The sequence below is a fragment of the Actinomyces sp. SKVG-SVH-4(1) genome (genome assembly GCF_048514265.1).
Lineage (GTDB): Bacteria > Actinomycetota > Actinomycetes > Actinomycetales > Actinomycetaceae > Actinomyces > Actinomyces oris.
Genome location: NZ_JBGEVE010000001.1, coordinates 446,193 through 470,720, shown reverse-complemented (window position 1 = coordinate 470,720; position 24,528 = coordinate 446,193). Strand labels below are relative to the sequence as shown.

Sequence of the window (24,528 nt, the reverse complement as noted above, 5' to 3'; positions counted from 1 at the left end):
CTCAGGAATCGGGTGTCGTGTGTCCGGTAAACTCAGCCAGCCACGTGGAGAACAGGACGGTTGGGTAACGCCTTCCGGTATGGCGGGGAACGACGGCCTTCTCGACCTGCGGGTTGGACGTCGCCGCCGTTGAGAGCCGATCTGCGAGATCGGTGGAGAGAGCCGTGGCAGGCACTTCTCGGAGCATCTTGACAACTTCTCGTGTGGTGTTGAAGTTTGGGCTGTTCTCGAGCGTCTGTACGAGGCTCTCGAGCAGTCTGTGTCTCAGGAGCTCTTCAGTTCCTGCCCACGAGATGATCTTCTCGGCGACAGTTGAGGGGGCATCATTCTCGAACGCTAGTCCTTGGACCCTTCCAGCAAGGCCATATGGAACGGTCTGCTCGCGAAATAGGGACAGGATGGGGCGATGTCGGCCGAGTGCCCAACCGACCTCTTGATCGCACCACTCGCTCTCACGAAATCCCGTTTCGACGAAGGCGACCAGGCCGTCGCACTGGTCGAGACCGTTAGCGAGAAATGCCAGCCAATCGCGACTGGGGCGAATGTCCTGGTGTGCGATAAGGACCTCGATGCTGAGATCCTCGAGGACTGCGCTGACTGACTCGACGAACTCGTGTGACCGGCTGAGATGGGAAAAGAACAGACGGAGTCCTTGCCCGTGGAAAGGGAGTTCTTCGTCGAGCAGGAGTGTCCTGGGGCGCCTGAGAAAATTTGCCAGGCTGAGCAGAGTCCGCGTATCGGCGGCGCGAAGCACCGGTATGAGACGCTCGTGCGGGATGTAATCGACAGCCGGTGTCACCGTGTCCAGCCCGTACTCCGCGAGGACGGTCTGAACGACCGTCGCGTCGAGCTCCTCGAGGCGACACGCACACTCGAGGATTGCGGCAACCCGATCTGCTCGCCTCCGGTCACTCGATGCCACGTGAGTCCCCTCTCGAATCTTGCGGCGAATTGTTCGCCAGGCGGTTCATTCCGCGAAGGATGAGGCCTGCTATCATGCTCGGGTGGTGGGACATGGCAAGGTCGGCCTGTTCCGCGTTGGTCAGTCCAGTGTCGATATACCGCCAGTTTTCCTTGATGAAGTTCAGCATGTCTACCGCCTCCGGGGTTATATCCGGGATGGTAACGGTGTAGTCATCAGGAGTCGGTAGGCCGACGGCGTCGGCCACGACCGCCCCGATTCCACCGAAACCGCCACAGATGTAGACGGGGCGGTGGGCTCTGAGTTGGAGATATACCTCCTGGAGTGTGCCGGGGACTCGTGCGTAGGTGGAACGTTCGAGGCTTCCGCCGATGAGAACGCGGGCGTACGTCGTGGATGCGGCGAGTTGCCTCATGTCCGTAAGGGACTTCATTTTGTCCGAATCATCGCAGCGGTTTGAGGCAACACGCTGTTGTGCTGCTTCGGCGAGCGAGAGCTTTTGGTCCCTGAAGACAATTTGTAAGGAGCCGACGTTTGCGATCCGGTCCTCGAACGCGCGGAGGTCCTGTTCCGTAGCAGTGAGATATACGCACCACGGCTGGAGGTTCTCAAAGGAATTAGGGGTATCGGCGTATCTCTCGGCCTGCTCTGCCATGAACGTTGTCATGTCGTGAGCGTCCTGATTGATCCTGCCTCCGTAGACGAGGGTGCCTCCATGAAGGAAGGTGAGTTGGGCTAGCTCAGCAACCGCATAGTCGAGATGAGAGTCTGAAAGACCGAGGCGTTTCAGGTCCTCCGAGGGAGAAACGGAGATACCGAGACGGCGGCCGTTCAGGCTGCGCTCTCCAGCCTCAATCAAAGGGTCCTGCCCGGGGAGGAGGGCACCTCCCCGTGAAAGGAACTCGCGTGGGGTCACGATGGTGAGGCTGGCGTCATTCCTCTTGAACCCAGCGAGTTCACACATGTCTCGAATGAGGTTTTTCTCGTGGGAGGTGAGTGGGGGGTCTGGGTGAATGATCCACAAGTGGCGGTCATCGCGTGGATGATTCTTTAGCCAGGTGGTGACTGTTGTCGGCTCGGGAGCGTGGACAGGTTTCCAGTCGAATCCTGTATCACTCGTATACAAGGCCTGGAGCTCCCATAGGGTCCGTTTGAGCGCTTCATCGACCAGGCGGCACAGCGCGCGAGCGACGCTGCTGTCGGTATCCGCCGAGGAAAACGCGACAGTCGGTACATGGTCCATGAGGAAGGACCCACGCTCCTCTCCGCGAGCGAGTGCGGACAGCGTGACGACGGGAACGTCGTGCTCCTTCGCTAGTAGCACCTCCTTCTGAGTCCAGAGTCTGCTCGCGTAGAGGTCAGTTCGGATCATGAGAAGTGCGCAGTTGCTGGCATTTTCCTGCAGTGCCTCCTTCCACTTGTCACCGGTCTGGATTGAGCGCTCATCGAGGAAGCTGTCGAGATGAGTGGTGTCGATGATTCTCTTGACGATGTCGGTGACGTCTTCCTCTCCTGAAGTCTCCTTCTTTGTGTGGCTGATGAAGACTTTGAGGGGGTGATCAATGCTCCAATCGGGGGATATGTGCTGGACGATTGCCTGGCTGATTTCGCGCTCAAGAAAAAGATGGTCGATCCAGGTGGTTGTTTCGTCTTTTTTGTCAATCGAGGTCGAGTGGTTGGGGATGGCCAGGTGGGCAGCGGAGACGTGTATGCCTTGAGTGTTGTTGAGAAGGTCGGCTAGGGGGCCGTGCGTGGGAAAGGCAGGATTGATGATGACGGGAATGACAAGTCTGCGTGAGGTGTCGTTGTCGTATGTCTTGAGTGCGTCATTGAGGTACAAAGACCAGGGAGTGCCGACAGTGGTTGTCGCGCGGATGAGGCTTGTGTCGATGACGGGTATGACGACTGTGATCTGGGCTGCTAGAGGGTGCGAGTCAGCGGCTGGCACAGGGCGGGGCGCCGATTGAGGGTCGGTAGAAGACCATGGGATGCTGCGGTGGTAAACTTCAACACTGCCTCCGACGAGTCCGGCGAATGCTGGTGAGTGGTAGTGGTCGCGAAGTCGGACGAATACCTGATTGCCGTGTAAACTTTCCGGATGATGGATGACGATGATGTCGAGTAGTGGTCGTGTCGTTGCCGGTCTCGATTGGGGCTGTGCCATGTCTACTAGCGTAGGTGAAGATGCTGTGTCTGGTGAATCCGGCTCTTCGTGTTTGAGGGTGTGGTAGCTGGAGCCTATTGAAGTGTATAGGTGGGGTGGGTGCGTCGTTACGCCGGGTAGGGGTCGAGGTCCCCTGATGATGGGAGCTGCTACACACGCCACCTGAGAAACCTCGATGTGCCTGAGACTACCTTCACCGGCCCTGATCTGAGGACCTTCCTGGGGCTGGATGCCCTTCAGATGGCCGCCTGGCAGCGGAAACGAGCCGGTGCTGACCTGACGGGCCTGGTGCACCACTTGCGACCGTGGGGTGCAGTACCGGTCCATCCGCTACGGGCAGGCTCTGGCCGACTGCGAGGCAGTCGCCTCTGTAGGCTCTAAGGGGGACTCCTTTCGGCCTTGCTCTGGCCGAGGCGCTCAAGCTCCTTGTACAAGGCCGAGCTGATCCGCAACCAGGGCCCTTGGGAGGACATCGACGCCGCCCGTACTCGCCACCGCCGAGTGGGTCCACTGGTACGGGCACCACCCGGCCACACTCCGCCATCGGTATGCGAACCCCCGCCGAGCACGAAGCCACCTGGGCACCCGACACCCAACGCCAGGACAATCACAACCAGCAACCACCGGCACCAGATAAACCAGCCACCACAAAACCCGGGGCTTGAAACTACACTCCGACCCCGTCTCCCAGGCCTACTACCAGCGCAAACGCGACCAAGGCAAACCGCCTTACGCTAGGCCGCCCTCGCCCTGGCCCACCGCCACATCCTGCCCCTGCACGCCATGATCCGCGACCGCGCCCTCAACAACCGCCAACCAGCCACGAAACTACCCACAGCCGCTTGACACACCACATAGGGGCACCCCCCTCTACGACCCACAGCCATCGACGCAGCTAGCCACCACCACCTGACACACCACATGTGAGCACCGTGAGACACCCCAGATAAGATAACCTCAGTGAACATAACTCGAGCAAGCAAAACCTGACTTCGGTTTATCCATCTCCGTCACTCGATACCAATCGTCCGACGAAATCGATCGGCGCACGATCTTACAATTGTCATCATACCAGGAATCCGGATTAAGATCTACTTTCAATGTAACCTCCTTACCTGTCGAACTGTCAAAATAGTTTAGATATAACGAAGAACCTGATGGACTAAATTGAACCGCGGCCGCTGAATATGGCATGCCAGGCAACGGAATCGTTCCAATTTTAGTTCCCGCGGCCAACGAATACACTGACACCGAATTCAGTGAATCCACATAGGCAAGATACTCTCCGCTATCTGAAATATCAGTAGCCGACGACGTTTGCCGATACGATCTTTGCTCAGTCGCACCATACCTCGTGTTCGCAACAAAAGTTCCGTTTCTCGACGTAGTGACACTCGAGCCATCGTTACCTAACCAAACATAACGATCATAACTCTCGACTTTTCCGTCATTGTATATCACCTTAAACACCCGAGAGTTCGCGCTTTCATCATTATCTTCCGCGACCACAATTCCATGAGAACTCATTTCAACTACGCGACCTTCGGGTGACGTTCGATCGAACTGACGCGTTTTGTAGTTGAAAGACCAGACACTTGATCCGTTCGAAAACTTTAGGGAACTTCCGTCCCATACCCCTTTTATGCGCCCTGGATTAGATAAAATATCCCCGGAACTAGCGTCATTATTGGGCCAATGAGGTATTTTCCAGCATTGCTCAGAAGCACCATCTACCGCACGATAAAGACATGTTTTCCCGTTACTGATAGCAAAATAGTCTTCGTCAGTTCGCCAGGCAAGGAAATCACCCTTTTCAACCACACTCTCCGTTCCGTCGTCAGAATTAAGAACAAACGTAACGTCACCGGCTGGGCCATTCCAGTACTGAGCCAGATACTTTCCTGACTGAGATGGGGCAATTCTGGCAACCGCACAATCATCGCACATAGGTGCCGCGGTATTTTTATATCTCCTAATTATCTTTGATGGAGTGTCTGTTCTCCAGTATGAGACACTTGAGCCCACCGCAGTAAGAACCACATGTTTAGTTGGCACAGATAATGAGGAAAGCTCATTACCAACAGGCAAAGTATTGGCTTTCCATTCGTTCGGTTGATCGTCCTCTACATCATACACTGCAAGCCCATCCGCATTAATGACTGCAGCGGTCACGCCATCTGAAGAAAGCGCTGGCAATGGCCATCTTGTATAGGCATGCTTCACCCATTTAAGCTCCCCGTTCAATGGTGTCAGCTTCTCATTCTCACCGGCGTTCTGTTGTGTTGAAACTACTCCACCATCGCCAAAAGCATATGCTCCATTCTCAGAAAGAACAGGAGACTCATCATCCGGCCCCATTATCCGATGATGAATCCTAAAATTTAGACTATTCTCATCAAGGGAGTATGTATCTATTCTGGTGTAACTTTGGATGACGATCGACTCATCGTCAGGGAGCGCTATTGCGTCATTCTCGTTCGTGGAAAATCGTGTCCCTACATCAATGTCCAACCATCCACAGTCCTGCAGTCCGCCGCGCAACACCTTTACAATTCCAGATTCTTGAGGGGGCAATGCAACTGTATTTCCTGACGGCGATACGGTGGCTCCACCATAACGATCCAACACGCTGACGCATTGTTCTTCACCAGTTTCCCAAATTTTTACCTCGGCTTCATAATGTCCTGAATACACATCAGGCCATCCTGTTGCTACAACAACATCTCCTGCCTGACTCGTAGATATCCTTTTAACTGGATAACGTACTTTTCCAATTTGCTTCAGAACATTTGTCTTAATTTCCCATTGTTCCACCAAGCCGTCCTCATGACCGATAAATACTGCGGCAGCATCAGAACTCGCAGTCAGTGCTGTAACGCCACTGGGTGTAACTCTATTGGCGACCAGCATACTAGATTCTACTACAGACTTAAATAGAGCTGCTCGAGTGATTTCGTCTTTGTGAAGATCCCAGGCTTGAGCGGATAATACTCGCGAATCAGCTGCATCGCTCTCAGACAACTCGTTGGCACGTGCCGCAAATGCTCTTGCGGTCGCGACGTTCAGGTTCGATAAGGCTTCATTCCGTGCAGATACCGCAAACCAGGAAATTGCCACCGAGATCGTGAGAAGGATGGCGAGTATTGAGAAAGACAGCCGCCGAAATCTCACAAGGCGATTCTGACGCTTGTTCTCGCGATCTAAAAGAGCTTCTTTCGAAGTATTCTGAACCCGCGACGATATACTAAGAACCGCGTCGAGAAATTCCGGATGATTTTCTAAGGATTCCTGCGACTCGCCCCTTCCTCTCAGATCTATCCATAGAGGCTCATCATTAATTTTATTTAGGATCTCTCTCGGAATATTTGTCGTTGTTTTGGAAAAACTCTTCGCTTCTCGATCCCAAAAGATGAGGCCTTCATCCACTATGAGTATAAGTTTTTCAACACCATTGTGTTCAATGTACCACTTAAGCTCTTTAGTGACCGGGTCTGATTTAGCGGCGTTCTCAGAGCAAATATACACAAGCCACTCGGACCGCTTGACGATACTTTCAAGCTCCTTTTCTAGCCTCATTGTTGGTCCGAGTGAGCTTCGATCTAAGAATACGTTTAGAGCCCGGAAACTGTACCAGTTTCGACTGAGCTTCTCTAAGCTGTCGTGCAACGCAAACGCGAGCGTTCTAGATGGGTCGTGACTGTAGGAAATGAACACGTCAAAGTTGCCTACTCGCCGATGCTTCCATCGCATCCATTGAACTTTAAAAATAGACGTCAGTTTATCGGCAAGGTCTCGCTTCATTGAGAGCTCCTTATTTGGTTGACACTTACGCACTGGCTGTTCGTCATCGAGATCCAGAGCGGAAGTTGCAGTTCAATCGAACCGGAATTTTGCTTATGTTACCACGTAGACACGATGGTGGTGCCGTCACCCTGGTCAGGGTGACGGCACCACCATCGTCAAGTTATGTTCAGCAGGCCATCGGCCCGCTGACGTATGTCAGGCCTTGGGGGCGTTGACGTCCTCGGGGAGGGCCTTGCGGGCCACCTCAACGAGGGCCTTGAAGCCCGCGGGCTCGTTGACGGCCAGCTCGGCGAGCATGCGGCGGTCGATCTCCACGCCGGCCAGGCCAAGCCCCTGGATGAAGCGGTTGTAGGTCAGGCCCTCGGCGCGGGCGGCAGCGTTGATGCGCTGGATCCACAGGCGACGGAAGTCGCCCTTGCGGGCGCGACGGTCGCGGAACGCGTAGACGCCGGAGTGGGTGACCTGCTCCTTGGCCTTGCGGTAGAGGCGCGAGCGCTGGCCGCGGTAGCCCGAGGCCTTCTCGAGAACGGAACGACGCTTCTTCTGGGCGTTAACAGCCCGCTTCACACGTGCCATGGTGAGACTCCTTGGTGGGTTGGGCGGTCAGCGACCGAGCAGCTTCTTGACCTGGCGGACGTCGGCCGGGGCGACCGGCTGGTCCTGGGACAGCTTGCGCTTGCGGCGGGAGGACTTGACCTCCAGCAGGTGGCGCTTGTTGGCCTGCTCGCGCATGAGCTTGCCGCTGCCGGTGACCCGGAAGCGCTTCTTGGCACCGGAGTGCGTCTTGTTCTTCGGCATGGGTAATTTCCTCTTCTCGGTCCCTGGGAGACCAGTGGTCGCCGGGACTGCGGACCCCGCTCACGGTGGCGAGGGGGTGGGTCGGTGGTGTCAGGTGAGTGTCGAGTGCACCCTCGGGCGCTCTCAGGCGTTCTCGCCGGCAGACTCTCCGTCCGAGGCCTTGGCGCCCTTGGGTGCCCGGCCCGCGTGCTTCTCGGCACGGCGGGCGGCGCGGGCCTCCTCGCGGCGGCGGCGCTGGTCGGACTTGACCTCGGCCTTCTTGCGGACCGGGGCCAGGACCATGACCATGTTGCGGCCGTCCTGACGGGGGTGGGACTCGATGGTGCCCAGCTCGGCCATCTCCTCGGCCAGGCCCTGCAGGAGCCTGATACCGAGCTCGGGCCGGGACTGCTCACGGCCGCGGAAGCGGACGATGCACTTGACCTTGTCCCCGCCCTTGAGGAATCGCTCGACGTGGCCGCGCTTGGTGGCGTAGTCGTGCTCATCGATCTTGGGGCGGAACTGGATCTCCTTGAGCTGGGTGTTTGCCTGGTTGCGTCGCGCGTCGCGCGCCTTCATGGCCGACTCGTACTTGAACTTGCCGTAGTCCATGAGCTTGCACACCGGAGGGCGGGCGTCGGGTGCCACCTCGACCAGGTCGAGATCGGCCTCCTCAGCCAGACGCAGGGCGTCCTCCACGCGGACAACGCCGACCTGCTCGCCGCTGGGGCCGACGAGACGCACTTCGGGAACGCGGATCCGTTCGTTGATACGGGGCTCGCTGATGTCGGTTCCTCACTCTGAGTCACGGATGGTTGCGGAACGAGGAGAGGCCCCCGTTCCTGCCGCGCAGGTCGGAGGCCTCGTGATGAGCGCGATCACCGCACGGCCGTGGCCGAGCAGGGACCGCGAAGGGCTGGTCACCCTCGCATGAACCCGATTCCCGAAAGGAACCCAGGTGGGATCACTCCGCTTGCGCACCGGGGCGAACCCCGGGTGGTCAATGAGGGACATTACCAGGACACGGGCTCGCTCTCCCACCGCTCCCTCACCCCTATTGACGTGAGTCCTCCCACGTGTGAGGCCTGCGTCGAGGCGAGGCAGGTCGTCAGGAGGCCCGGCGGTTCGTGCGGACTCCCCACATGACGACGACGGCACCGGCTGCGGCCTGGATCCCGAGGAGCATCGTCGTCGGCACCGCGATACCGCTGGCGACCAGCGCCACGGTCAGTGCTCCGACGGCGACGGCGTCGGGCCCTTGAGTCAGCATCTGCAGCACTCCCGGCGGCAGGGACCCCATGGGAGAGGCGATGAGTCCGGCGGCGAAGTCGGGCATCTCCCGGTACCCGGAGCGCAGCGCCACCCCGGCCCAGGCCCAGCCGCTCACCAGGGCCAGGGCGGCCACGATGGCCAGCCCATTCCAGGCGGCCGCAGCCCCGAGGGCCGCCATGGTCGGAGCCAGGCTCAGCAGGGACCAGGCGCTCATGAGGACGGCCGGAACGAGCAGGTGGCCTGCTCGCACCACCCAGGGCGCCACCGGCCAGGAGGCGTCAGGACCGCCGTCGAACCAGGCCTGGCGCGCCGGCTCGGCAACGGCCAGGGTCGCGATCCAGCCTCCGATGAGGTACCCGACGGCGCGCAGCGGGGCGCCGACGGCCCCGGACAGGAGCGGCAGCATCGCAATGGCCAGCCCGACCCCCATCTGAAGCAGGCGCCGGCGCTGGCGGCGCAGCAGGATCCAGTCCACCTGAGCCACTGCTATCAGCACCCCCAGGGGTCGGGGCAGTCGGCTCCCGATCCGCGCCGCCCGCAGCGGTGAAGGATCGGCGGGCCGGGTGGGATCCGGGGAGAGCAGCCGCCCCAGGGCCCTGGTGTCCAACGACAGCAGCGAGACGTGCGCGCCGAAGGAACGCGCGACGACGGCCAGGAGGGCAGCATCATGCACCTGTCCCAGGCCGCCCCTGGCCCGCCGCCATCCCAGCACAGCCAGGAAGGCCAGCACGCCAGCCAGCAGGGCGACCGCCGTGTTACCGAGCAAGGAGCGTGGGAAGGCAAGCACCACACCGGCCAGGCATGCTGCGGCCCCCGCCACGATGAGACGGCGCCGCAGCGGCTCGACATCGCGGTCAAGAATCTGGGCCTTGATGAGTTCGGTGAGGACCAGGCAAGTCCCGGCCGAAAGCAGGGCAGGCCACGCGATGGCGGCGAGCCAGCCGCCTCCGGCCGCCACCGCCGGGAGCACGCCCGCCGTGGCTCCCACGGTGGCCGCAATGAGGTACTCGACGCGGGCCACCGGCACCAGGAGACTGCCCCGGTCTCCAGGCATGGGCAGCCACCAGGCCGCCTCGTGGGGGCGCAGGAAAAGTGGGCCGAGCCGGCCGAGTGAACCGACACCGACCGCCACCAGCAGCATGAGCAGCGCCAGGAGCCCCCACCCGGGGTCGAGGCCCACCGTGGCGAAACCGCCGAGCGCACCGGCCCCAACCGCTGAACCAGGCGGGGTCGCAACCATCCGGCGCAGATACGGGGCCAGGATCGTCACGACGACGATGAGCGTCAGGAGTACGGAGTAGACGTCCCCCACGAGAGCCCAGACACCGTGGAGGTGCCGCCGAGTACGGCGCCGCACCCACCTGCGCAACGCGGCCCCATCGGGAAAGGTCATCGTTTCCAGCTCGGTGGAGAGGACCGGCGCCGTCCGGTCACCCAGCGGCGTCACCGCAGCCCCTCCTCAATGGCGCGCACGCCGTCGTCCACACTGAGCATCCGGGTGTCGCGTCCGACGAGGAGCACGTCGGTGGCCGCCTCCTCCACGATCTCCGGGTCGTGGGAGACCATGAGCACTCCCCCGCCGGCCTCACGCTCCTCAACGAGCATGTCGGCCAGAAGCAGACGGGTCACCCGGTCCAGGCGCTGCTCGGGCTCGTCGAGGACCAGCAGCCTGCGGGGCCGGACCAGGACTGACGCCAGTGCCAGTCGGCGCCGTTGCCCCGAGGAGAGCTCCTCGGGCAGGTGTCCCGCGAGTCGTCGCAGCTCCAGGTCCTCCAGCAGGTCACTGACCCGCTCATCGGCCTCGACGACGCCGTGCCCGTAGCAGACCATCCGCAGGTGCTCGGCGACGGTCAGGGTGGGGAAGAAGGACTCCTGCCCCAAATCCGTGGCGAGGGCGGTGCGCTGGGCGCCCGAACGGGGATCCGGGAGGTGTCCGAGTACGTGAACCTGCCCCGACAACGGGCGCAGTAGCCCGCAGCAGGTACGCAGGATCGTCGACTTGCCGGCCCCGTTGACCCCGACAAGGGCCAGCACCTGGCCGGGAAGCAGGTCGAAGGTCGCCGGGGCGCAGACCGGCTGGTCACCGTATCCGACACTGAGGTCGCGGGCGCTCACCAGCGGCTCACGACTCCCCGCCGGGGGCTGGGTACCGCCATTGACATCATGCCGGAAACCGGGTGTTGACGCCGGGTCTGGACGAGATGGGACTGAGGTGGTCGACTTCGTGCTCATCGGTACTATTCCAACACACGTTTTTTTCGGTGGCCTGGTCGAATCGGATGCCTTACGCTCCGCTGTCATGGATTGGAACAGCGTGAGGACCACGGACCCGAATGGCGCGTCCGACGACGATTCCGCCCTCTCCCGTGAGGCAGGGACCGACTGGAGCACCACGAGGGACCCGGGCCCCGGTCGGGTGATGGTCTCGACCCGGGATCTCGACCAGATCCGTGGGATCGCTGAGGCCTGCGCCAGGATCGCTCAGAGAGACGAACGTCCCCAGGACGGCCAGGCTCTGCGCGATGTCGTTGCACGCTTCGACCAGGTGGCCGGGCCGCTGGAGGACCACTACGGACAGGTCGAGCAGTGGGAGGCCCTCATCCTGGGCCGCTCCTGAAATCGGGTTCGAGCCGCTCGAATCAGGCGGGAAGCGGGCACAGCTCCACGGTGTCGATGAGGTCGCCCCAGGCCGGGTTGACCATGACGTGCTGGCAGCCCTCCAGGCTGCGGGCCACGCCGGCGCGACCGCCTGCGGCGTCGATACGGATGAAGACCCGCAGCTCGGCGCTCTCACCGGGTCCGAAGGCCACACCGGTGACTCCGTCGACCTCCTGGAGCTGGGCGCACACCTCGGCCTGAACCGGCTCGTTGCGCCATGAGGGCACCCACGCCTCTCCCCCGGCCAGGGCCACGACGGCGGGGCGCGGCAGACGCAGGTCCCGGCTGCCGGGGTCGAGCACCCACAGCTGGTCGGTGGACAGGCAGGCGACCTGGGCCGCCCGCTGGGGCGAGACGGGCACGGGGCGCACGTCACTGCGCCACTGGTTCATGGCCTCGGCGCTGGTGAATACCGGCAGGGCGATGTGCCCGTCGGGCAGGTCCACCGCCAGGGTCGCCGCATCCTGACAGGCGTCAGCAGTGTGCACCTCATGAGCCGGGACCTGCGGCGCACCATCGCCCGACGGACCATGCGGCAGGCCCGCGGACTGCGCCAGACTCCCCTCGAGGCGTCCGGGAAGGGCGTGAGCGGCCACGGGAACGATCAGCCGGCCGCCGACGAGGGCCGCCCACAGCTCATCGAGGTACTGATGACGCGGCAAATCCACGGCCTCCAGCGCCTTGCGCACCTCCGGACTGATGGAGCCGTCGTCGTCGGCGAAGGGGGCCGGTGCAGCCAGAAGACGCTCCAGCTTGGCCCGTGCGGCCACGGCCGCCGCCACCTGGGGGTCCTGCGGGGGCTCGGCCGTCGAGTCGCCGACCGGCGCAGGCGCTGGTGCGGGAACTGCTTGCTGATTCTGCGCTGACTGGCTCACGGCCCTCACGGTAGCGCCTTTGACGTCCCCCTGTCCTTGACGCCGGTGAGCATGCCGGCGATGCGGGAACCGGGGCGCCAGAGGCCCGGAGTAGTCAGGAACGAGCCTTTGAGGGCTGCCTCTTGTCCTCGTCACCGGCCACGGCCAGAGCCTCCTGGAGGGTGAAGTTGCCGTTGTAGAGCGCCTTGCCGACGATCGCACCCTCCAGTCCCAGCGGCACCAGGCGACGCAGCGCGACCAGGTCGTCGAGGTGCGCGATACCTCCGGAGGCGACCACCGGGGCAGGGCTGCGCTGGCAGACCTCGGTGAGCAGCTCAGTGTTGGGGCCGCTCAGCGTGCCGTCCCGGGTGACGTCGGTGACGACGTAACGCGCGCATCCTGCGGCGTTGAGACGCTCGAGGGTCTCCCACAGGTCTCCGCCCTCCTTGGTCCAGCCGCGGGCCGCCAGAGTGGAGCCGCGCACGTCGAGGCCGACCGCGATCTTCTCCCCGTGCTCGGCGATGACCCGTTCGGTCCACTCGGGGTCCTCCAGCGCCGCCGTGCCCAGGTTGACCCGGGCGGCGCCGGCTGCCAGGGCCCGGGCCAGTGAGGCGTCATCACGGATGCCCCCGGACAGCTCCACCTTGATGCCGACCTCGCCGACGATGCGTGCGAGCAGCTCATGGTTGGAGCCGCGCCCGAAGGCGGCGTCGAGGTCCACCAGGTGGATCCATTCGGCCCCGGCGCGCACCCAGTCCCGGGCGGCGTCGACGGGGCTGCCATAGTCCGTCTCTGAGCCGACCTCTCCCTGAAGGAGACGGACGGCCTTGCCATCGGCGACGTCGACGGCGGGAAGTAGAGTGAGCATGTGTTTCTCCTGCAGTGGTCGTGGGATGGCTCGGGTGGGGCTCAGAGGGTCGTCAACCAGTTGCGCAGCAGCTGGGCCCCTGCGTCACCGGACTTCTCGGGGTGGAACTGCGTGGCGCTCAGGGAGCCGTTCTCGACGGCGGCGATGAAGTCGTGGCCGTGAGTGGCCCACGTGACCTGCGGCAGGCGGGTGGGACCGGGGCCGAGCAGCTCGGCGGGGTCCTGGGTGGCCGCATAGGAGTGGACGAAGTAGAAGCGCTCCTCGGCGACACCGTCGAACAGGACGGAGCCCGAGGGAGGGCGGACCAGACTCCACCCCATGTGCGGAACGACGTCGGCTCTCAAGTGGGACACAGTGCCGGGCCACTGCCCCAGCCCCTCCTCCGCGGTCCCGTGCTCGTCGGAGCGCTCGAACATGACCTGCATGCCCACGCAGATTCCCAGGACCGGCCGTCCACCGGCCAGGCGCCGCTCGATGAGACGGGGGGCATCGACCTTCCGCAGCTGCCTCATGACCGCACCGAAGGCACCCACCCCGGGGACCACGAGCCCGTCGGCCTCGGTGACCTCGTGCGGGTCGCTGGTGAGGGTCACCTGCGCTCCGACGCGTTCCAGAGCACGCATCGCTGAGCGGACATTGCCGGATCCGTAGGACAGGAGGGTGACGCGCGGCGCTTGCATGTGACACACCCTACCGTCCCGGTAGATCGTTCTGAGTATCCTCCACACTCTGAAACGCCCTGTGACGTGCGCAGAACCAGCACCGGCCGCACAGCCGCAACAACCTTGGAGCGGCGGTTCGGGACGCGTCGCGATGATCGTGGCCTCGCGCGGGGACAGTGAGACGGCCGGGGCACATGTGCGATCCCAAATCCGGGTCGTCGGCTTCCTTTCACGAATCACCCAAGATGGGCGAGTATTCATCCGTGAGCATGCAGTTCCCCTCCGGCCAGGCCTCTGCGCCGCCTTGGCCGGCACCCCCGTCCCCACCGCATTCGCAGGCGGCCTCGCCCCACTCCCCCACCGCGGCCGGGACAGGTTCGGGCGGCTCCAGCGGATCGCGCAGCGCTGCGCCGTTCTCCATTCCCGGAGTGCGGATCACCTCAGTGCTGGGGCGCGGTGGCTTCGCGACGGTCTATGCCGGGGTTCAGGACTCGCTGGAGCGTCCGGTCGCCGTCAAGGTGGACTCCCGCCCCTTGGATGATCCTCGCAATGAGCGGCGGTTCATGCGTGAGGTGCAGGCGGCCTCGAGAATCTCGGGGCATCCTCACGTGGTCTCGCTGGTCGACACCGGCAAGCTGCCCGATCTGCGCCCCTACCTGGTCATGGAGCTGTGCGCGGGCGGCAGCCTCTATGACCTCGTCTCGCGCGGGCCGACCCCCGCCTCCGACGCCGTAGCCCTGGTGGAGGCCGCTGCCTCGGCCCTGGGGGCCGCCCATGCGGCCGGCGTCATGCACCGGGACGTCAAGCCCGCCAACATCCTTCTGGACTCCTACGGCTCTCCCCGGCTGTCGGACTTCGGTATCGCCGCTGTCCAGCGCGAGGGTCAGGACCCCACCGTGACCCTGGAGTGCCTCACCCCCGACTTCGCCGCGCCGGAGGCCTTCATGCTGGCCAGCCCCGGCCCCGAGGGGGACGTGTGGTCCATGGGCGCGGTGCTCTTCGCCCTGCTGACGGGCCGAGGCCCCCGGCGTGGTCCCGACGGCGTGCAGCGCAGCCTGCCGGAGATCGTCCGTTCCCTCGACGACCCCCTCAACCTCACCGACCCGAACGTCCCCGAGCTCCTGCTGCCGATCCTGAGCAAGGCGATGGCTCCGGATCCTAAGCACCGCTACCGCAACGGCACGGAGCTCACGGAGGCCCTGGGGCAGATCCGTGAGGCTCTGGGGACGGGAAACCTGGCCGTCCGCGGGCCGGTGACCTCGTTGCGGCTGGTTGAGGCCGGGCTGGCACCGCCTCCGCGCAGTGAAGAGGCGGGCTCACCCAGCTCCTACGCTCCCAGCGGTGCATCGCAGTGGGCGGCATCAGACTCCGTCTTCCCGGTCCGCCCGACCGGCTCCTCGGGGTCCGCCGCCTCGGCGCCCTCCATCGTCTCAGGCGGGCTGGAGCACTCCGACAAGGCGCTGCTGAACGCGCCCGTGCCGGCTCAGCGAAGTCAGTCGCTGAGACTCTCCAGCCGAGAACGTCGGCGGATCACTCTGCGCTCCGCAGCGATCGGCGCGGTTGTCGGCCTGGTCGTCGGTCTGAGCGCCGGATGGGTGGCGGGTGCCCGTCTGGCTCCTGCGGCCAGTGCCACCGGCCCGTCAGGAGCCGTGTCCCAGCCCTCATCGTCGGGTCAGGACAACGCCTCGACCCCACCGCACCCGGTGGGAACCTGCCTGGCGGGCACCACCTCGATCTCGGGCCAGACCACGGCCAGAAAGGTCAGCTGCAACGAGCCCCACTCCTGGGAGGTCTACCAGGTGGGGACCCTGGCGGAAAGCACCTCGGGTTCCAGTGATGACGACCTGGCGGCCGATCCCAACGTGCAGGCCACCTGTACCGCGCAGGCCGCCCAGCAGTACGGGGCCGCCGATCCGAGCACATCGGTACTGGGACCGGGGGAGGCCGGCTGGAACGCCGGGAAGCGGGGCTTCTCCTGCATCGCCTCCGACAAGGACGGACAGCGGACGAGCTCCTACGCCGGCTAGGAGCCGCCCGCCCCTGGTCGGCGGCGGGCAGCGCGTGTCGGTGAGGTCACTGCGGGGGACGGCGCAGGCCGCGCCCGAACCAGCGCATCGCCCGGGGCGCCTGGATCTCGGAGGACTTCACCGCTCCGGGGACGTCGTCGGCATCGATGACTCCCAGGAGGACGTCCTCGACGACCTGGTCCATGGAGGCCAGCAGGAGCCCCGCCGAGGCCTCCTCGCCGGGCTGGCCGTTGGTGAAGTGGCGGGCGGTGATCGTCCCGGACAGGCCGGACTCGATACCGACGTCGGTGGCCAGGTCAGCGGTCATGAGGACGGCGCCGGCTCGGGACAGGCGGGAGAGCTGGGCGGCCAGCTCCGCGGCCTCGGCCGGCTCGGAGTCGGAGCCGCCGAGCAGCTCGGCCACGTCCCAGTCCGAGTGGGCGGAGACGAACTGCTTGACCGCGAAGGCCCCGCTGGAGGAGGGCACCACGGTGCAGTCGAGGTCCAGCAGGGAGCACATTCCGGCCAGGCCGTCGGCCCGGTTCAGCGGAGTCATGACGACGGCGACCTTGACCGCCCGAGGAGCCTGGTCCTCGGACTGATCGGGCACGTAGGAGCTCAGGGATTCGGCCGCAGCGGCGATCTGCGCCTCCTGGGCATCGGTGAGCCGGGAGCGGTCGGAGTCCTCCGTTGTCTCGTCTCCCCCGTTCAGGGGACGGTAGGTGTTGTGGGGGACGTCGTCGGGCCTGATGTCTGCCGGTCCGCTCTCCCCCGCGGAGCCGGCCGATACGGAGCCGTCCTCCACCGGGGTCTGCCGGCCCTGTTCGCTGCCGGCCTCCTGCACAGCCCCCAGGTCCTCGGCTGAGAGGTCGTCGGGGATGTCCACGTCGCCCATGAGAGCGGCGAACTCGGCGTCCAGGTCGCGCTGGTGGTCCTGATGGTCGTCGCGGCTCTCGTCGGGTCGGGGGGTCTGGTCCATCACAGGCTTCCCTTCGTCGATGGGATGGTCTCGACACGGGGGTCGTCCTCCACGGCTGCGCGCAGGGCACGGGCCAGGGCCTTGAACTCGGCCTCGGCGATGTGGTGGGGATCGCGCCCGGACAGGACCCGCACGTGCAGGCAGATGCCGGCATGGTAGGCGATGGCCTCCAGCACGTGGCGCACCATGGAACCGGTGAAGTGCCCGCCGATGAGGTGGTGGACGAAGGCCTCGGACTCCCCTTCGTGCATCAGGTAGGGGCGTCCGGAGATGTCGACGACGGCATGAGCCAGAGCCTCATCCAGGGGAACGCTGGCCTCGCCGAAACGGCGGATGCCGCGCTTGTCCCCCAGGGCGGCGCGCAGGGCCTCACCGATGCAGATGGCGGTGTCCTCCACGGTGTGGTGCACGTCGATCTCGGTGTCACCGGTGGCGCGCACCGTCAGATCGATGAGTGAGTGGCGCCCCAGCGCGGTGAGCATGTGGTCGTAGAAGGGAACGGTGGTGGAGATGTCGGTCTGGCCCGTGCCATCGAGGTTGATCTCGACGACGACGCTCGACTCGCTCGTGGCTCGCTCAATGCGCGCGGTACGGCTCATAGGTGCTTCCTCAGCATCGGGTGTCGTGCTTTTTCTGCACAGTGGTTGATAGGTATCTCAATCGATAGCAACCCTACCGGTCCCAGGCGCCGATCGCTGCTGGCATCCCTCTCACCTGCCGATGGCTGAGGTCAGGGCAGCGCGCAGGCGTGCCATCTCCTCCGGCGTTCCGATGCTGGCCCGCAGGAAGCCCTCGGGGCCGACGACACGGATGAGGACCCCGGCGTCGAGCAGTGCCTGCCAGACGGCCTCCCGGTCGGGGAAGGGTCCGAACAGGACGAAGTTGGCATCCGATTCGTGCGCGCTCAGGCCCTGGGTGCGCAGCCAGTCCACGAAGGCATCGCGCTCATCGCGCAGGGAGGCCACCTGAGCCATGAGCTCATCGCGGTGGGACAGGGCGGCCAGGGCGGCGGCCTGGGTGACGGCGGAGAGGTGGTAGGGCAGGCGCACCACGCGCAGGGCGTCTACCAGCGCGCGGTCGGCGGCCAGGTAGCCCAGGCGCAGGCCGGCCGCTCCGAAGGCCTTGGACATGGTGCGGGTGACGGCCAGGTGCGGGTTGTCCGACCCCACCAGCTCCAGGGCGCTGGGCACGCCCGGGCGGCGGAACTCGGCGTAGGCCTCATCAATGACGACGACGCAGTCGCTGGCCCGGGCGGGCGAGCCGATCTCGGCTCCGAGCATGGGGCCGTGGCCGCGGGCGGCCTCAAGGATCCGTCTGATGTCCTCCAGCAGCAGGGCGGTTCCGGTCGGATTGTTGGGGCTGGCCAGGATGACGACGGCCGGCCGCAGCTCCTTGATCGCCTTCACTGCGCCATCCACGTCGAGGGTGAAGTCCTTGCGGCGCGGTCGGGTGGCGTAGTCGGTCAGCGTGTCGCGGGCGTACTCGGGGTACATCGAGTAAGTGGGGGTGAAGCTCAGGCAGGTGCGCCCGGGGCCGCCGAAGGCCTGGAGCACGTGGAGCATGACTTCGTTGGAGCCGTTGGCCGCCCAGATCTGCTCGGGGGCCAGGTGCGCGCCGGACTCGGCCTCGAGATAGTCCGCGAGCGCGGCCCGCAGCCGGGGGAAGTCCCGCTCCGGGTAGCGGTTGAGTCCCTGGGCGGCCTGAGCCACGGCGGTGGCGATCGACTCGATGACCGCGGCCGAGGGCGGGTAGGGGTTCTCGTTGACGTTCAGTCTCACGGGGACGTCGATCTCGGGGGCCCCGTAGGGGGCCTCGCCCTCCAGGTCCGGTCTCAGGGGCAGGTTCGCGTTCACGCCTGGAGTCTACGGCTCGGTCCGCTCCAGCGGTTGGGCCGCCATCCGGTGGTACTGCGGCGCCGAGGGCGGCGGTCGCAGTGTCCTGCTGGCGGCGTTGTCAGTGCGGATCGCTGGTGAGCATGATCTCCTGGTAGTCGAGGCGGTTCAGGGCGTGCTCCAGGGAGTCGGCCGAGTAGAGGCCCTCGTCACCGGCGTCGAGAAGGGCCTCGCGCTGGGCTCGGATCATGTCCAGGGCGCGTTCTCGCATGGGGGCGAGCTCGTCGTGGCGCCAGGTGGGGTCGGCCCAGGCCTTGGCAACGGCTGCCGGCGAGACGATGACGTCTTTGCCCTGCCTGCGTACGAGGCCGTGCTGCTCAGTGGTGGGGTTGAGGCTCTCGTTGTTCTCCGGGTCGGGGGCACTCTGTGAGACCTTGTCCAGGCCGGGAGCGCTCATGGTCGTATGTGCGTCTGAGGCGTTGGTGCCTGAGGCACCGGTGAGCGCTGTGGGGGCGGCCTGTTGGGAGGCGCCGTGAGTGTCGATAGAGGCAACGTCGCGGGCGGCGTTGACCAGCAGCGAGATGACCGCGGCTTTCTCCTCCTCGTCGGCGGGCCCGGCCATGGCGGGTCTGGCGACGCGGACCAGGGCGGGCAGCGTGAGTCCTTGGATCGTCAGTGAGCCGGCGGCCACGAGCATGGCCACCAGGAGGAGGAAGGAGTAGTGCGGCGTTGTGACCGGCAGGGTCTGGGCGGCTGCCAGGGTGATGGCGCCGCGCATGCCCGCCCAGACGATGACGGCGCCTTCGCGTCTGCCCAGGGGCTCGGCTGCGAAGTAGTCCAGGTCGGCGCCCCGGCGTCTGACTCGACTGGAGAGGCTGCGCGCGCGCCGAGCGATGCTCTCGTGGTTGGTCGCCTGGCGGAGCTTGCGCTGGACCTGTGCGAAGGGGCGCCGGTCCCAGGGGACCGGGGGCATCTCGGACTCTCCGCGCACGATGGCCGAGCAGCGGTTCTGGAACTGGTGGATGGCCTCCTCGTTCTCCTGCCAGTGAATCGCCCAGCGCGCGGTCCGGTGGCTGAGGAGCTTGAGCATGGGGGCCACCACGAGCGCCCGGATGACGACCGTCAGCGCGCCGGCGACGACAGCGACCGCGATGGCCCGGACAATACCGAGAGCTGAGGCACCGACCTTCTCCACGACGCCGAAGAACTCCAGCCCCATGACCAGGAAGATGAGTCCTTCCAAGGTGAGTTCGACGGTGTGCCAGTTGGTGCGTGAGGCCACCCGGTGGGCCGGCGGCAGCATCCGGGGACCACGGTGGCCGGTGATGAGCCCGGCGACGACGGCTGCCACGAGACCCGAGCCGTGCATGTGCTCGGCCGGGATCGCCGCGAGAAAGGGGACGGTGAAGGACACCACCGTGTCCACGGTAGGGTCGGTGATGTGGGAGCGCACCCGCAGGCTCGCCTCGCCGACGAGCCACCCCACCCCCAGGGCCACGAGGACCGCCAGGGCGAAACCGCCCAGGACGCCTCCGACACTCACTCCGCCGGAGGTGGCCGCGGAGACGGCGGAGGACAGGACCACCAGGGCGGTGGCGTCGTTGAGCAGCCCCTCCCCCTCCAGGACGGTGATGATGCGTTGGGAGACTCCCAGCCGGCGGGCGATGGAGATGGCCACGGCGTCGGTGGGGCTGAGGATCGCCCCCATGGCGATGGCCCAGGCCAGGGAGAGCCCCGGAATCAGGAGGGTGAGGACCGCGCCGATCACCGTGGCGGACAGGGGCACCAGCAGGATGGCCAGCACCGCCACCGGGGCGAGCTCGCGGCGGAAATTGATGGTGGAGATGCTCACCGCGGTGGAGAACAGCAGCGGGGGGAGGATCCCCTCCAGGACCACCTGGGGGTCCAGCTCGATCGCCGGGATGAAGGGCAGGAAGCCCACCGCCGTGCCGCCCGCCAGGAGGATCAGCGCCGGGGCGACACCGATGCGGTCGCTGAGCTGAGAGGCCGCAGCGATGGCCAAAGTGCCCAGCACGGCGATGATGAGGAGGTCCATGGGCCAAGGGTATCCAAGTGCATCGGCGGATACTGCTGGGGCCTCAGCAGTCGTGGTCGGTGAAGCCGGGGAAGTCCATGCCGACCCCAGGGACGCGCCGTGCACGACCGGTCCTGAACCTACGGTTCCCGCGCTCGGGAAAGTCCTCTCCAAGAAGCGCGTCGCCGCCTTGACGGGGACGTCCCCCTCGGCGCGGCCCACCGCTGCCCGCCCGCCCACGTCGCCCACCACAGTCCGCTGACGGGTCGGCGTCGTCCGCCTCCGGGCCGAAACCGGGGCCGTAGGCCGGAGTGAATGCGGGACCGGGGCCGAAGGGGCCGAAACCGTGCTCACGCATGCGCATCATGGCCTCGAAGCGCTCCTCGCCCATACGACGACGGGCGCCGGCGAAGCGCGGCCCGCGCTCACCGTCCTCATCCGGCCCGAGCCGAGTCTCCAGGGAGTCGATGATCTTGTCGAGAAGCCGAGCCAAGGTGGAGGCCTCCTCATCGGTCAGAGACTCGAGGTAGTCGGCTCTGGGCCCGCTCAGTGGCGTACTGCGACCGGCCTCAGTGAGGTGGACGACCATGACCCGACGGTCCTCCTGACTGGGCCTGCGCTCGATGAGGCCATCGGCCTGGAGCTTCTTGAGAAGCTCGTTGAGGGACTGCTGGCGGATATCGAGGAGAAAGGCCAGGTCACGGGTGGGGATCGGGCTCTGCATACGCAGAGCGGCCAGTACCCGGCCGCGGCCGCGCGTGATGTCAGCGAAGGGACCGTCGTGATGCGCCGTCATGCGGCTGCGGCGCATGAGGTGCTGCAAGCGTCGGAATCGTTCGTGGAGGGAGGCTCGCTGCGGGTGCTGCGCCACGGCCGCGTCGTCGGCATCCTTGGAAACGTGGGGGTGGGAGCTGTTCGTCATATCGGTCTCCGTCCCAGCGCCTTGACAGGCGCCGTGTTGAGTGTCGTGTGAGGTGGTAATCGAATCGTTGTTCCTGATGATCTCGGGATTCATGAGCTTCTCCTGACTCGTGAAGGCACCCGTGCGGATCTGCTGGCGTTCCCGTCGACACAGGTTCGCGCGGTCGTCGCGGACAGCTGCGGCACCACACTTCAGAAGGTGCCTGTCATATCTTGACGACACCAAAAGTACAGGCACCTTCCGATTATGGTCAAGGGGTTACGACTGGTACCTGTATGTTATGTGTCACTCTTCGAACGGTGTCTGGCCGCAACCAGTCCCGGAACCTGTATCGACGGCCGCAGCCGCCCAGACACGTCGATGGACGTCAGTGGAATCGGTAGCCGGCAGTGGAAGTCAGCGGACGGCGTTAGCGTTGCGGCATGTCTCAGACGACCATGGCATCGGGCTCCCCAGAGACGGGCAACCCTGTTCGCGAGCGCGCCGAGGCCGTCCTGCGCGAGCTCGTGGGCCGCAGCGACGCGCACCTGCGTGAGGACCAGTGGCGGGCGATCGAGGCGCTGGTCGTCGCTCGTCGCCGAGCCCTGGTGGTCCAGCGCACCGGGTGGGGGAAGTCGGCGGTGTACTTCGTGGCGACGGTGCTGCTGCGAGAGGGCTGGGGAGGCTGGCGGCCCGGGACCCCACCGCCATCCCCCGGTGCACGCACCGGTACCGGGGCGAGCGTCATCATCTCGCCGTTGCTGGCCCTCATGCGCGACCAGGTCGCCGCCGCCGAGCGCGCCGGGATCCGGGCCGTGACCATGAACTCGGCCAATGTCACCCAGTGGGAGGAGATTCAGGCCCAGGTGGCCGGTGGTGAGGTCGATGTCCTGCTGGTCTCCCCGGAGCGTCTCAACAACCCGGTCTTCCGTGATGAGGTCCTCCCCCACCTGGCTGCGGGCGCCGCACTGGTGGTCATCGACGAGGCCCACTGCATCTCGGACTGGGGCCACGACTTCCGCCCTGACTACCGGCGCATCGCCACCCTGCTGGCCGGTCTGCCGCCGCGCACCCCGGTCCTGGCCACGACAGCGACCGCGAACCGCCGGGTCAGCGCCGACATCGCTGAGCAGCTGGGGGCGTCCCTGGAGGCAGACGGGGCGTGCGGCGAGCAGGTCCTGGTGCTGCGGGGGACCCTGGAGCGCGGCTCCCTCCACCTGGGAGTCAGGATGCTGCCGGATGCCGCCTCACGCCTGGCCTGGCTGACCGCCTATATCCGCCGCGCTCACGGCAGCGGCATCATCTACTGCCTGACGGTCTCGGCGGCGCAGGAGGTCGCTGAGCACCTGCGTGCGGCGGGCGTGGAGGTGGCCGCCTACACGGGGCAGACCGACGCCGCCGAGCGCGAGCGCCTGGAGGAGGATCTCAAGGCCAACCGGGTCAGGGCGCTGGTGGCCACCTCCGCCCTGGGCATGGGCTTCGACAAGCCGGATCTGGCCTTCGTGGTGCACCTGGGGGCTCCTTCCTCGCCGGTGAGCTACTACCAGCAGGTGGGGCGCGCCGGCCGCGGAGTGGAGCGGGCCGAGGTGGTCCTGCTGCCCGGCCAGGAGGACCGGGCCATCTGGGAGTGGTTCGGCTCGCAGGGTTTCCCGCCCGAGGAGCAGGTTCGCGTGGTCCTCGATGCTCTGGAGGAGCGCAGGGCCGCGGGCGGTGGGGCGATGTCGACGGCGGTGCTGGAGACGGCGACCTCGTTGCGGCGCAGCCGGCTGGAGTCCATGCTCAAGGTCCTCGATGTCGACGGCGCCGTGCGCCGGGTTCGTGGCGGCTGGGAGTCCACCGGCAGGCCCTGGCGCTATGACGCGCAGCGTTATGCGCGAGTCGAGGCCGCGCGCCGGGCCGAGCAGGAGGCGATGGTCGCCTATGAGCGCCTCGGGACCGATACCGGCCCTGGGCGGACAACCGTGTCGTGCCGGATGGCCTTTCTGAGGTCGGTGCTCGATGATCCCTTGCTTGAGCAGGGATGGCGCTGCGGAGCCTGTGACCTGTGCGGGGGCCTGGACCTGCCTGACGCCCCTGACCAGGAGCAGGTCGGTGCCGCTCAAGAGGCGCTCGGGAGGGTGGGGGTCGAGCTGCGGGCACGCCGCCAGTGGCCCATCGGGATGGATCGGCTGGGCCTGGGCCGTTTCAAGGGTCGTATCGGGGCCGACCGTCAGGCGGCGACCGGGCTGGCGGTGGGCAGGCTGGATGGGTTGGGGACCTCGGTGGTGCTGCGCGAGCTGGTGGCCTGCGCCTTCGACGGCGAGGTCCCGGTGGCGCTCAGGCCACAGGTGCTTGAGGCGGTGGACCGGCTCGCTGAGATCATCCGCGACGAGCAGGAGGCCGCCGGCTCCGACGGGCCGCCGGGCGGAGAGCCGGCCGTCGTCGTCGTGGACTCCCGTACCCGCCCCCGCATGGTCCGCCGGCTGGGGCACGCCGTGGCCGCGCGGCTGGGCGCACGGGCCTTGGGCGTCGTGGGCCTGTCCGGTCAGGAACCACCGCAGCACGATGTGGGCTCTGCATTTCGCCTGGCGCAGGTGGCCCGCAGCCTGACGCTCCAGGGCTGGTCGGCCCGGGCCCTTGACGAGCTGCGCGAGCGCACTGTGGTCCTCGTGGACGACTGGAGCGACTCCGGCTGGACGCTCACGACGGCCGCCTTCCTCCTGCGCGAGGCGGGGGCGGCGGCGGTCCACCCCTTCGTGCTGGCGCAGAGGTAGGTGCCGGTGGGCACTGCCTGAGCAGGCAGCGCCCACCGGCA

The 24,528-nt window shown here is 65.6% G+C and carries 18 protein-coding genes and 1 pseudogene; 3 read left to right on the top strand and 16 right to left on the bottom strand.

Annotated elements, in window-relative coordinates; all coding sequences use genetic code 11:
• Position 1: 1 nt before the first annotated feature.
• The 8 genes and pseudogenes from AB7V09_RS01825 to AB7V09_RS01790 form a co-directional block, all read right to left on the bottom strand.
• The gene (locus tag AB7V09_RS01825; protein ID WP_419142748.1) at positions 2 to 922 is read right to left on the bottom strand and encodes a toll/interleukin-1 receptor domain-containing protein; all 921 of its coding nucleotides are present in this window, start codon (positions 920 to 922) and stop codon (positions 2 to 4) included.
• The gene (locus AB7V09_RS01820) at positions 909 to 3,086 is read right to left on the bottom strand and encodes a hypothetical protein (protein WP_419142747.1); all 2,178 of its coding nucleotides are present in this window, start codon (positions 3,084 to 3,086) and stop codon (positions 909 to 911) included. The genes AB7V09_RS01825 and AB7V09_RS01820 overlap by 14 nt, the downstream gene beginning before the upstream one ends.
• Positions 3,087 to 4,043: 957 nt before the next feature.
• Positions 4,044 to 6,887: a toll/interleukin-1 receptor domain-containing protein gene (locus AB7V09_RS01815; protein ID WP_419142746.1), complete on the bottom strand. Its 2,844-nt coding sequence runs from the start codon at positions 6,885 to 6,887 to the stop codon at positions 4,044 to 4,046.
• A gap of 198 nt (positions 6,888 to 7,085) precedes the next feature.
• Positions 7,086 to 7,466: a 50S ribosomal protein L20 gene (gene rplT / locus AB7V09_RS01810; RefSeq protein WP_003786223.1), complete on the bottom strand. Its 381-nt coding sequence runs from the start codon at positions 7,464 to 7,466 to the stop codon at positions 7,086 to 7,088.
• Positions 7,467 to 7,493: 27 nt separating this feature from the next.
• Positions 7,494 to 7,688 carry a 50S ribosomal protein L35 gene (gene rpmI, locus AB7V09_RS01805; protein ID WP_003780493.1) on the bottom strand — a complete coding sequence of 65 codons (195 nt, stop codon included), beginning with the start codon at positions 7,686 to 7,688 and terminating at the stop codon, positions 7,494 to 7,496.
• A gap of 255 nt (positions 7,689 to 7,943) precedes the next feature.
• A pseudogene (gene infC, locus AB7V09_RS01800) lies at positions 7,944 to 8,453 on the bottom strand (translation initiation factor IF-3); the annotation flags it as partial.
• Positions 8,454 to 8,775: 322 nt separating this feature from the next.
• Positions 8,776 to 10,386 (bottom strand): DUF6297 family protein, encoded by a 1,611-nt coding sequence (locus AB7V09_RS01795; RefSeq protein WP_419142745.1) that lies wholly within the window; start codon positions 10,384 to 10,386, stop codon positions 8,776 to 8,778.
• Complete coding sequence (locus tag AB7V09_RS01790) at positions 10,383 to 11,171, bottom strand: ABC transporter ATP-binding protein (protein WP_419142744.1); 789 nt, start codon at positions 11,169 to 11,171, stop codon at positions 10,383 to 10,385. The genes AB7V09_RS01795 and AB7V09_RS01790 overlap by 4 nt, the downstream gene beginning before the upstream one ends.
• An 82-nt stretch (positions 11,172 to 11,253) precedes the next feature.
• Here AB7V09_RS01790 and AB7V09_RS01785 point away from each other — a divergent pair, with 82 nt between their 5' ends.
• The gene (locus AB7V09_RS01785) at positions 11,254 to 11,556 is read left to right on the top strand and encodes a hypothetical protein (RefSeq protein WP_419142743.1); all 303 of its coding nucleotides are present in this window, start codon (positions 11,254 to 11,256) and stop codon (positions 11,554 to 11,556) included.
• Positions 11,557 to 11,578: 22 nt separating this feature from the next.
• On the opposite strand, the gene AB7V09_RS01780 is transcribed toward AB7V09_RS01785, so the two are convergent.
• From AB7V09_RS01780 to hisH, 3 genes are all read right to left on the bottom strand, one after another.
• Positions 11,579 to 12,481, bottom strand: a complete 903-nt coding sequence (locus tag AB7V09_RS01780) for an SseB family protein (RefSeq protein ID WP_419142742.1) — start codon at positions 12,479 to 12,481, stop codon at positions 11,579 to 11,581.
• An 85-nt stretch (positions 12,482 to 12,566) separates the two neighbouring features.
• Positions 12,567 to 13,319: a bifunctional 1-(5-phosphoribosyl)-5-((5-phosphoribosylamino)methylideneamino)imidazole-4-carboxamide isomerase/phosphoribosylanthranilate isomerase PriA gene (gene priA / locus AB7V09_RS01775; protein ID WP_009406038.1), complete on the bottom strand. Its 753-nt coding sequence runs from the start codon at positions 13,317 to 13,319 to the stop codon at positions 12,567 to 12,569.
• 41 nt (positions 13,320 to 13,360) lie between these two features.
• Entirely contained in the window at positions 13,361 to 13,999 is a 639-nt protein-coding gene (gene hisH, locus AB7V09_RS01770) for an imidazole glycerol phosphate synthase subunit HisH (RefSeq protein ID WP_075413915.1), read from the bottom strand.
• 425 nt (positions 14,000 to 14,424) lie between these two features.
• Here hisH and AB7V09_RS01765 point away from each other — a divergent pair, with 425 nt between their 5' ends.
• Positions 14,425 to 16,008 carry a protein kinase domain-containing protein gene (locus tag AB7V09_RS01765; protein ID WP_419142782.1) on the top strand — a complete coding sequence of 528 codons (1,584 nt, stop codon included), beginning with the start codon at positions 14,425 to 14,427 and terminating at the stop codon, positions 16,006 to 16,008.
• A 46-nt stretch (positions 16,009 to 16,054) separates the two neighbouring features.
• Here the strand turns inward: AB7V09_RS01765 and AB7V09_RS01760 are convergent, their stop codons facing one another.
• The 5 genes from AB7V09_RS01760 to AB7V09_RS01740 form a co-directional block, all read right to left on the bottom strand.
• On the bottom strand, positions 16,055 to 16,966 hold the full coding sequence (locus AB7V09_RS01760; protein ID WP_419142741.1) for a hypothetical protein: 912 nt from the start codon (positions 16,964 to 16,966) through the stop codon (positions 16,055 to 16,057).
• Complete coding sequence (gene hisB, locus AB7V09_RS01755) at positions 16,966 to 17,565, bottom strand: imidazoleglycerol-phosphate dehydratase HisB (RefSeq protein WP_419142740.1); 600 nt, start codon at positions 17,563 to 17,565, stop codon at positions 16,966 to 16,968. The genes AB7V09_RS01760 and hisB overlap by 1 nt, the downstream gene beginning before the upstream one ends.
• Positions 17,566 to 17,676: 111 nt before the next feature.
• Positions 17,677 to 18,819 (bottom strand): histidinol-phosphate transaminase, encoded by a 1,143-nt coding sequence (locus AB7V09_RS01750; RefSeq protein WP_419142739.1) that lies wholly within the window; start codon positions 18,817 to 18,819, stop codon positions 17,677 to 17,679.
• Positions 18,820 to 18,919: 100 nt separating this feature from the next.
• Positions 18,920 to 20,854: a cation:proton antiporter gene (locus tag AB7V09_RS01745; RefSeq protein WP_419142738.1), complete on the bottom strand. Its 1,935-nt coding sequence runs from the start codon at positions 20,852 to 20,854 to the stop codon at positions 18,920 to 18,922.
• A 43-nt stretch (positions 20,855 to 20,897) separates the two neighbouring features.
• Positions 20,898 to 21,755: a MarR family winged helix-turn-helix transcriptional regulator gene (locus tag AB7V09_RS01740; protein ID WP_419142737.1), complete on the bottom strand. Its 858-nt coding sequence runs from the start codon at positions 21,753 to 21,755 to the stop codon at positions 20,898 to 20,900.
• 422 nt (positions 21,756 to 22,177) lie between these two features.
• Here AB7V09_RS01740 and AB7V09_RS01735 point away from each other — a divergent pair, with 422 nt between their 5' ends.
• Complete coding sequence (locus AB7V09_RS01735; RefSeq protein ID WP_419142736.1) at positions 22,178 to 24,487, top strand: RecQ family ATP-dependent DNA helicase; 2,310 nt, start codon at positions 22,178 to 22,180, stop codon at positions 24,485 to 24,487.
• The last annotated feature ends 41 nt before the right edge of the window (positions 24,488 to 24,528 follow it).

Bases quoted from the DNA above. Each gene is read 5' to 3' on its own strand.
- AB7V09_RS01820 (WP_419142747.1), bottom strand. From the start codon at position 3,086: ATGGCACAGCCCCAATCGAGACCGGCAACGACACGACCACTACTCGAC.
- AB7V09_RS01815 (WP_419142746.1), bottom strand. From the start codon at position 6,887: ATGAAGCGAGACCTTGCCGATAAACTGACGTCTATTTTTAAAGTTCAA.
- rplT (WP_003786223.1), bottom strand. From the start codon at position 7,466: ATGGCACGTGTGAAGCGGGCTGTTAACGCCCAGAAGAAGCGTCGTTCC.
- rpmI (WP_003780493.1), bottom strand. From the start codon at position 7,688: ATGCCGAAGAACAAGACGCACTCCGGTGCCAAGAAGCGCTTCCGGGTC.
- AB7V09_RS01790 (WP_419142744.1), bottom strand. From the start codon at position 11,171: ATGAGCACGAAGTCGACCACCTCAGTCCCATCTCGTCCAGACCCGGCG.
- priA (WP_009406038.1), bottom strand. From the start codon at position 13,319: ATGCTCACTCTACTTCCCGCCGTCGACGTCGCCGATGGCAAGGCCGTC.
- hisH (WP_075413915.1), bottom strand. From the start codon at position 13,999: ATGCAAGCGCCGCGCGTCACCCTCCTGTCCTACGGATCCGGCAATGTC.
- AB7V09_RS01760 (WP_419142741.1), bottom strand. From the start codon at position 16,966: ATGGACCAGACCCCCCGACCCGACGAGAGCCGCGACGACCATCAGGAC.
- hisB (WP_419142740.1), bottom strand. From the start codon at position 17,565: ATGAGCCGTACCGCGCGCATTGAGCGAGCCACGAGCGAGTCGAGCGTC.
- AB7V09_RS01745 (WP_419142738.1), bottom strand. From the start codon at position 20,854: ATGGACCTCCTCATCATCGCCGTGCTGGGCACTTTGGCCATCGCTGCG.
- AB7V09_RS01740 (WP_419142737.1), bottom strand. From the start codon at position 21,755: ATGACGAACAGCTCCCACCCCCACGTTTCCAAGGATGCCGACGACGCG.
- AB7V09_RS01735 (WP_419142736.1), top strand. From the start codon at position 22,178: ATGTCTCAGACGACCATGGCATCGGGCTCCCCAGAGACGGGCAACCCT.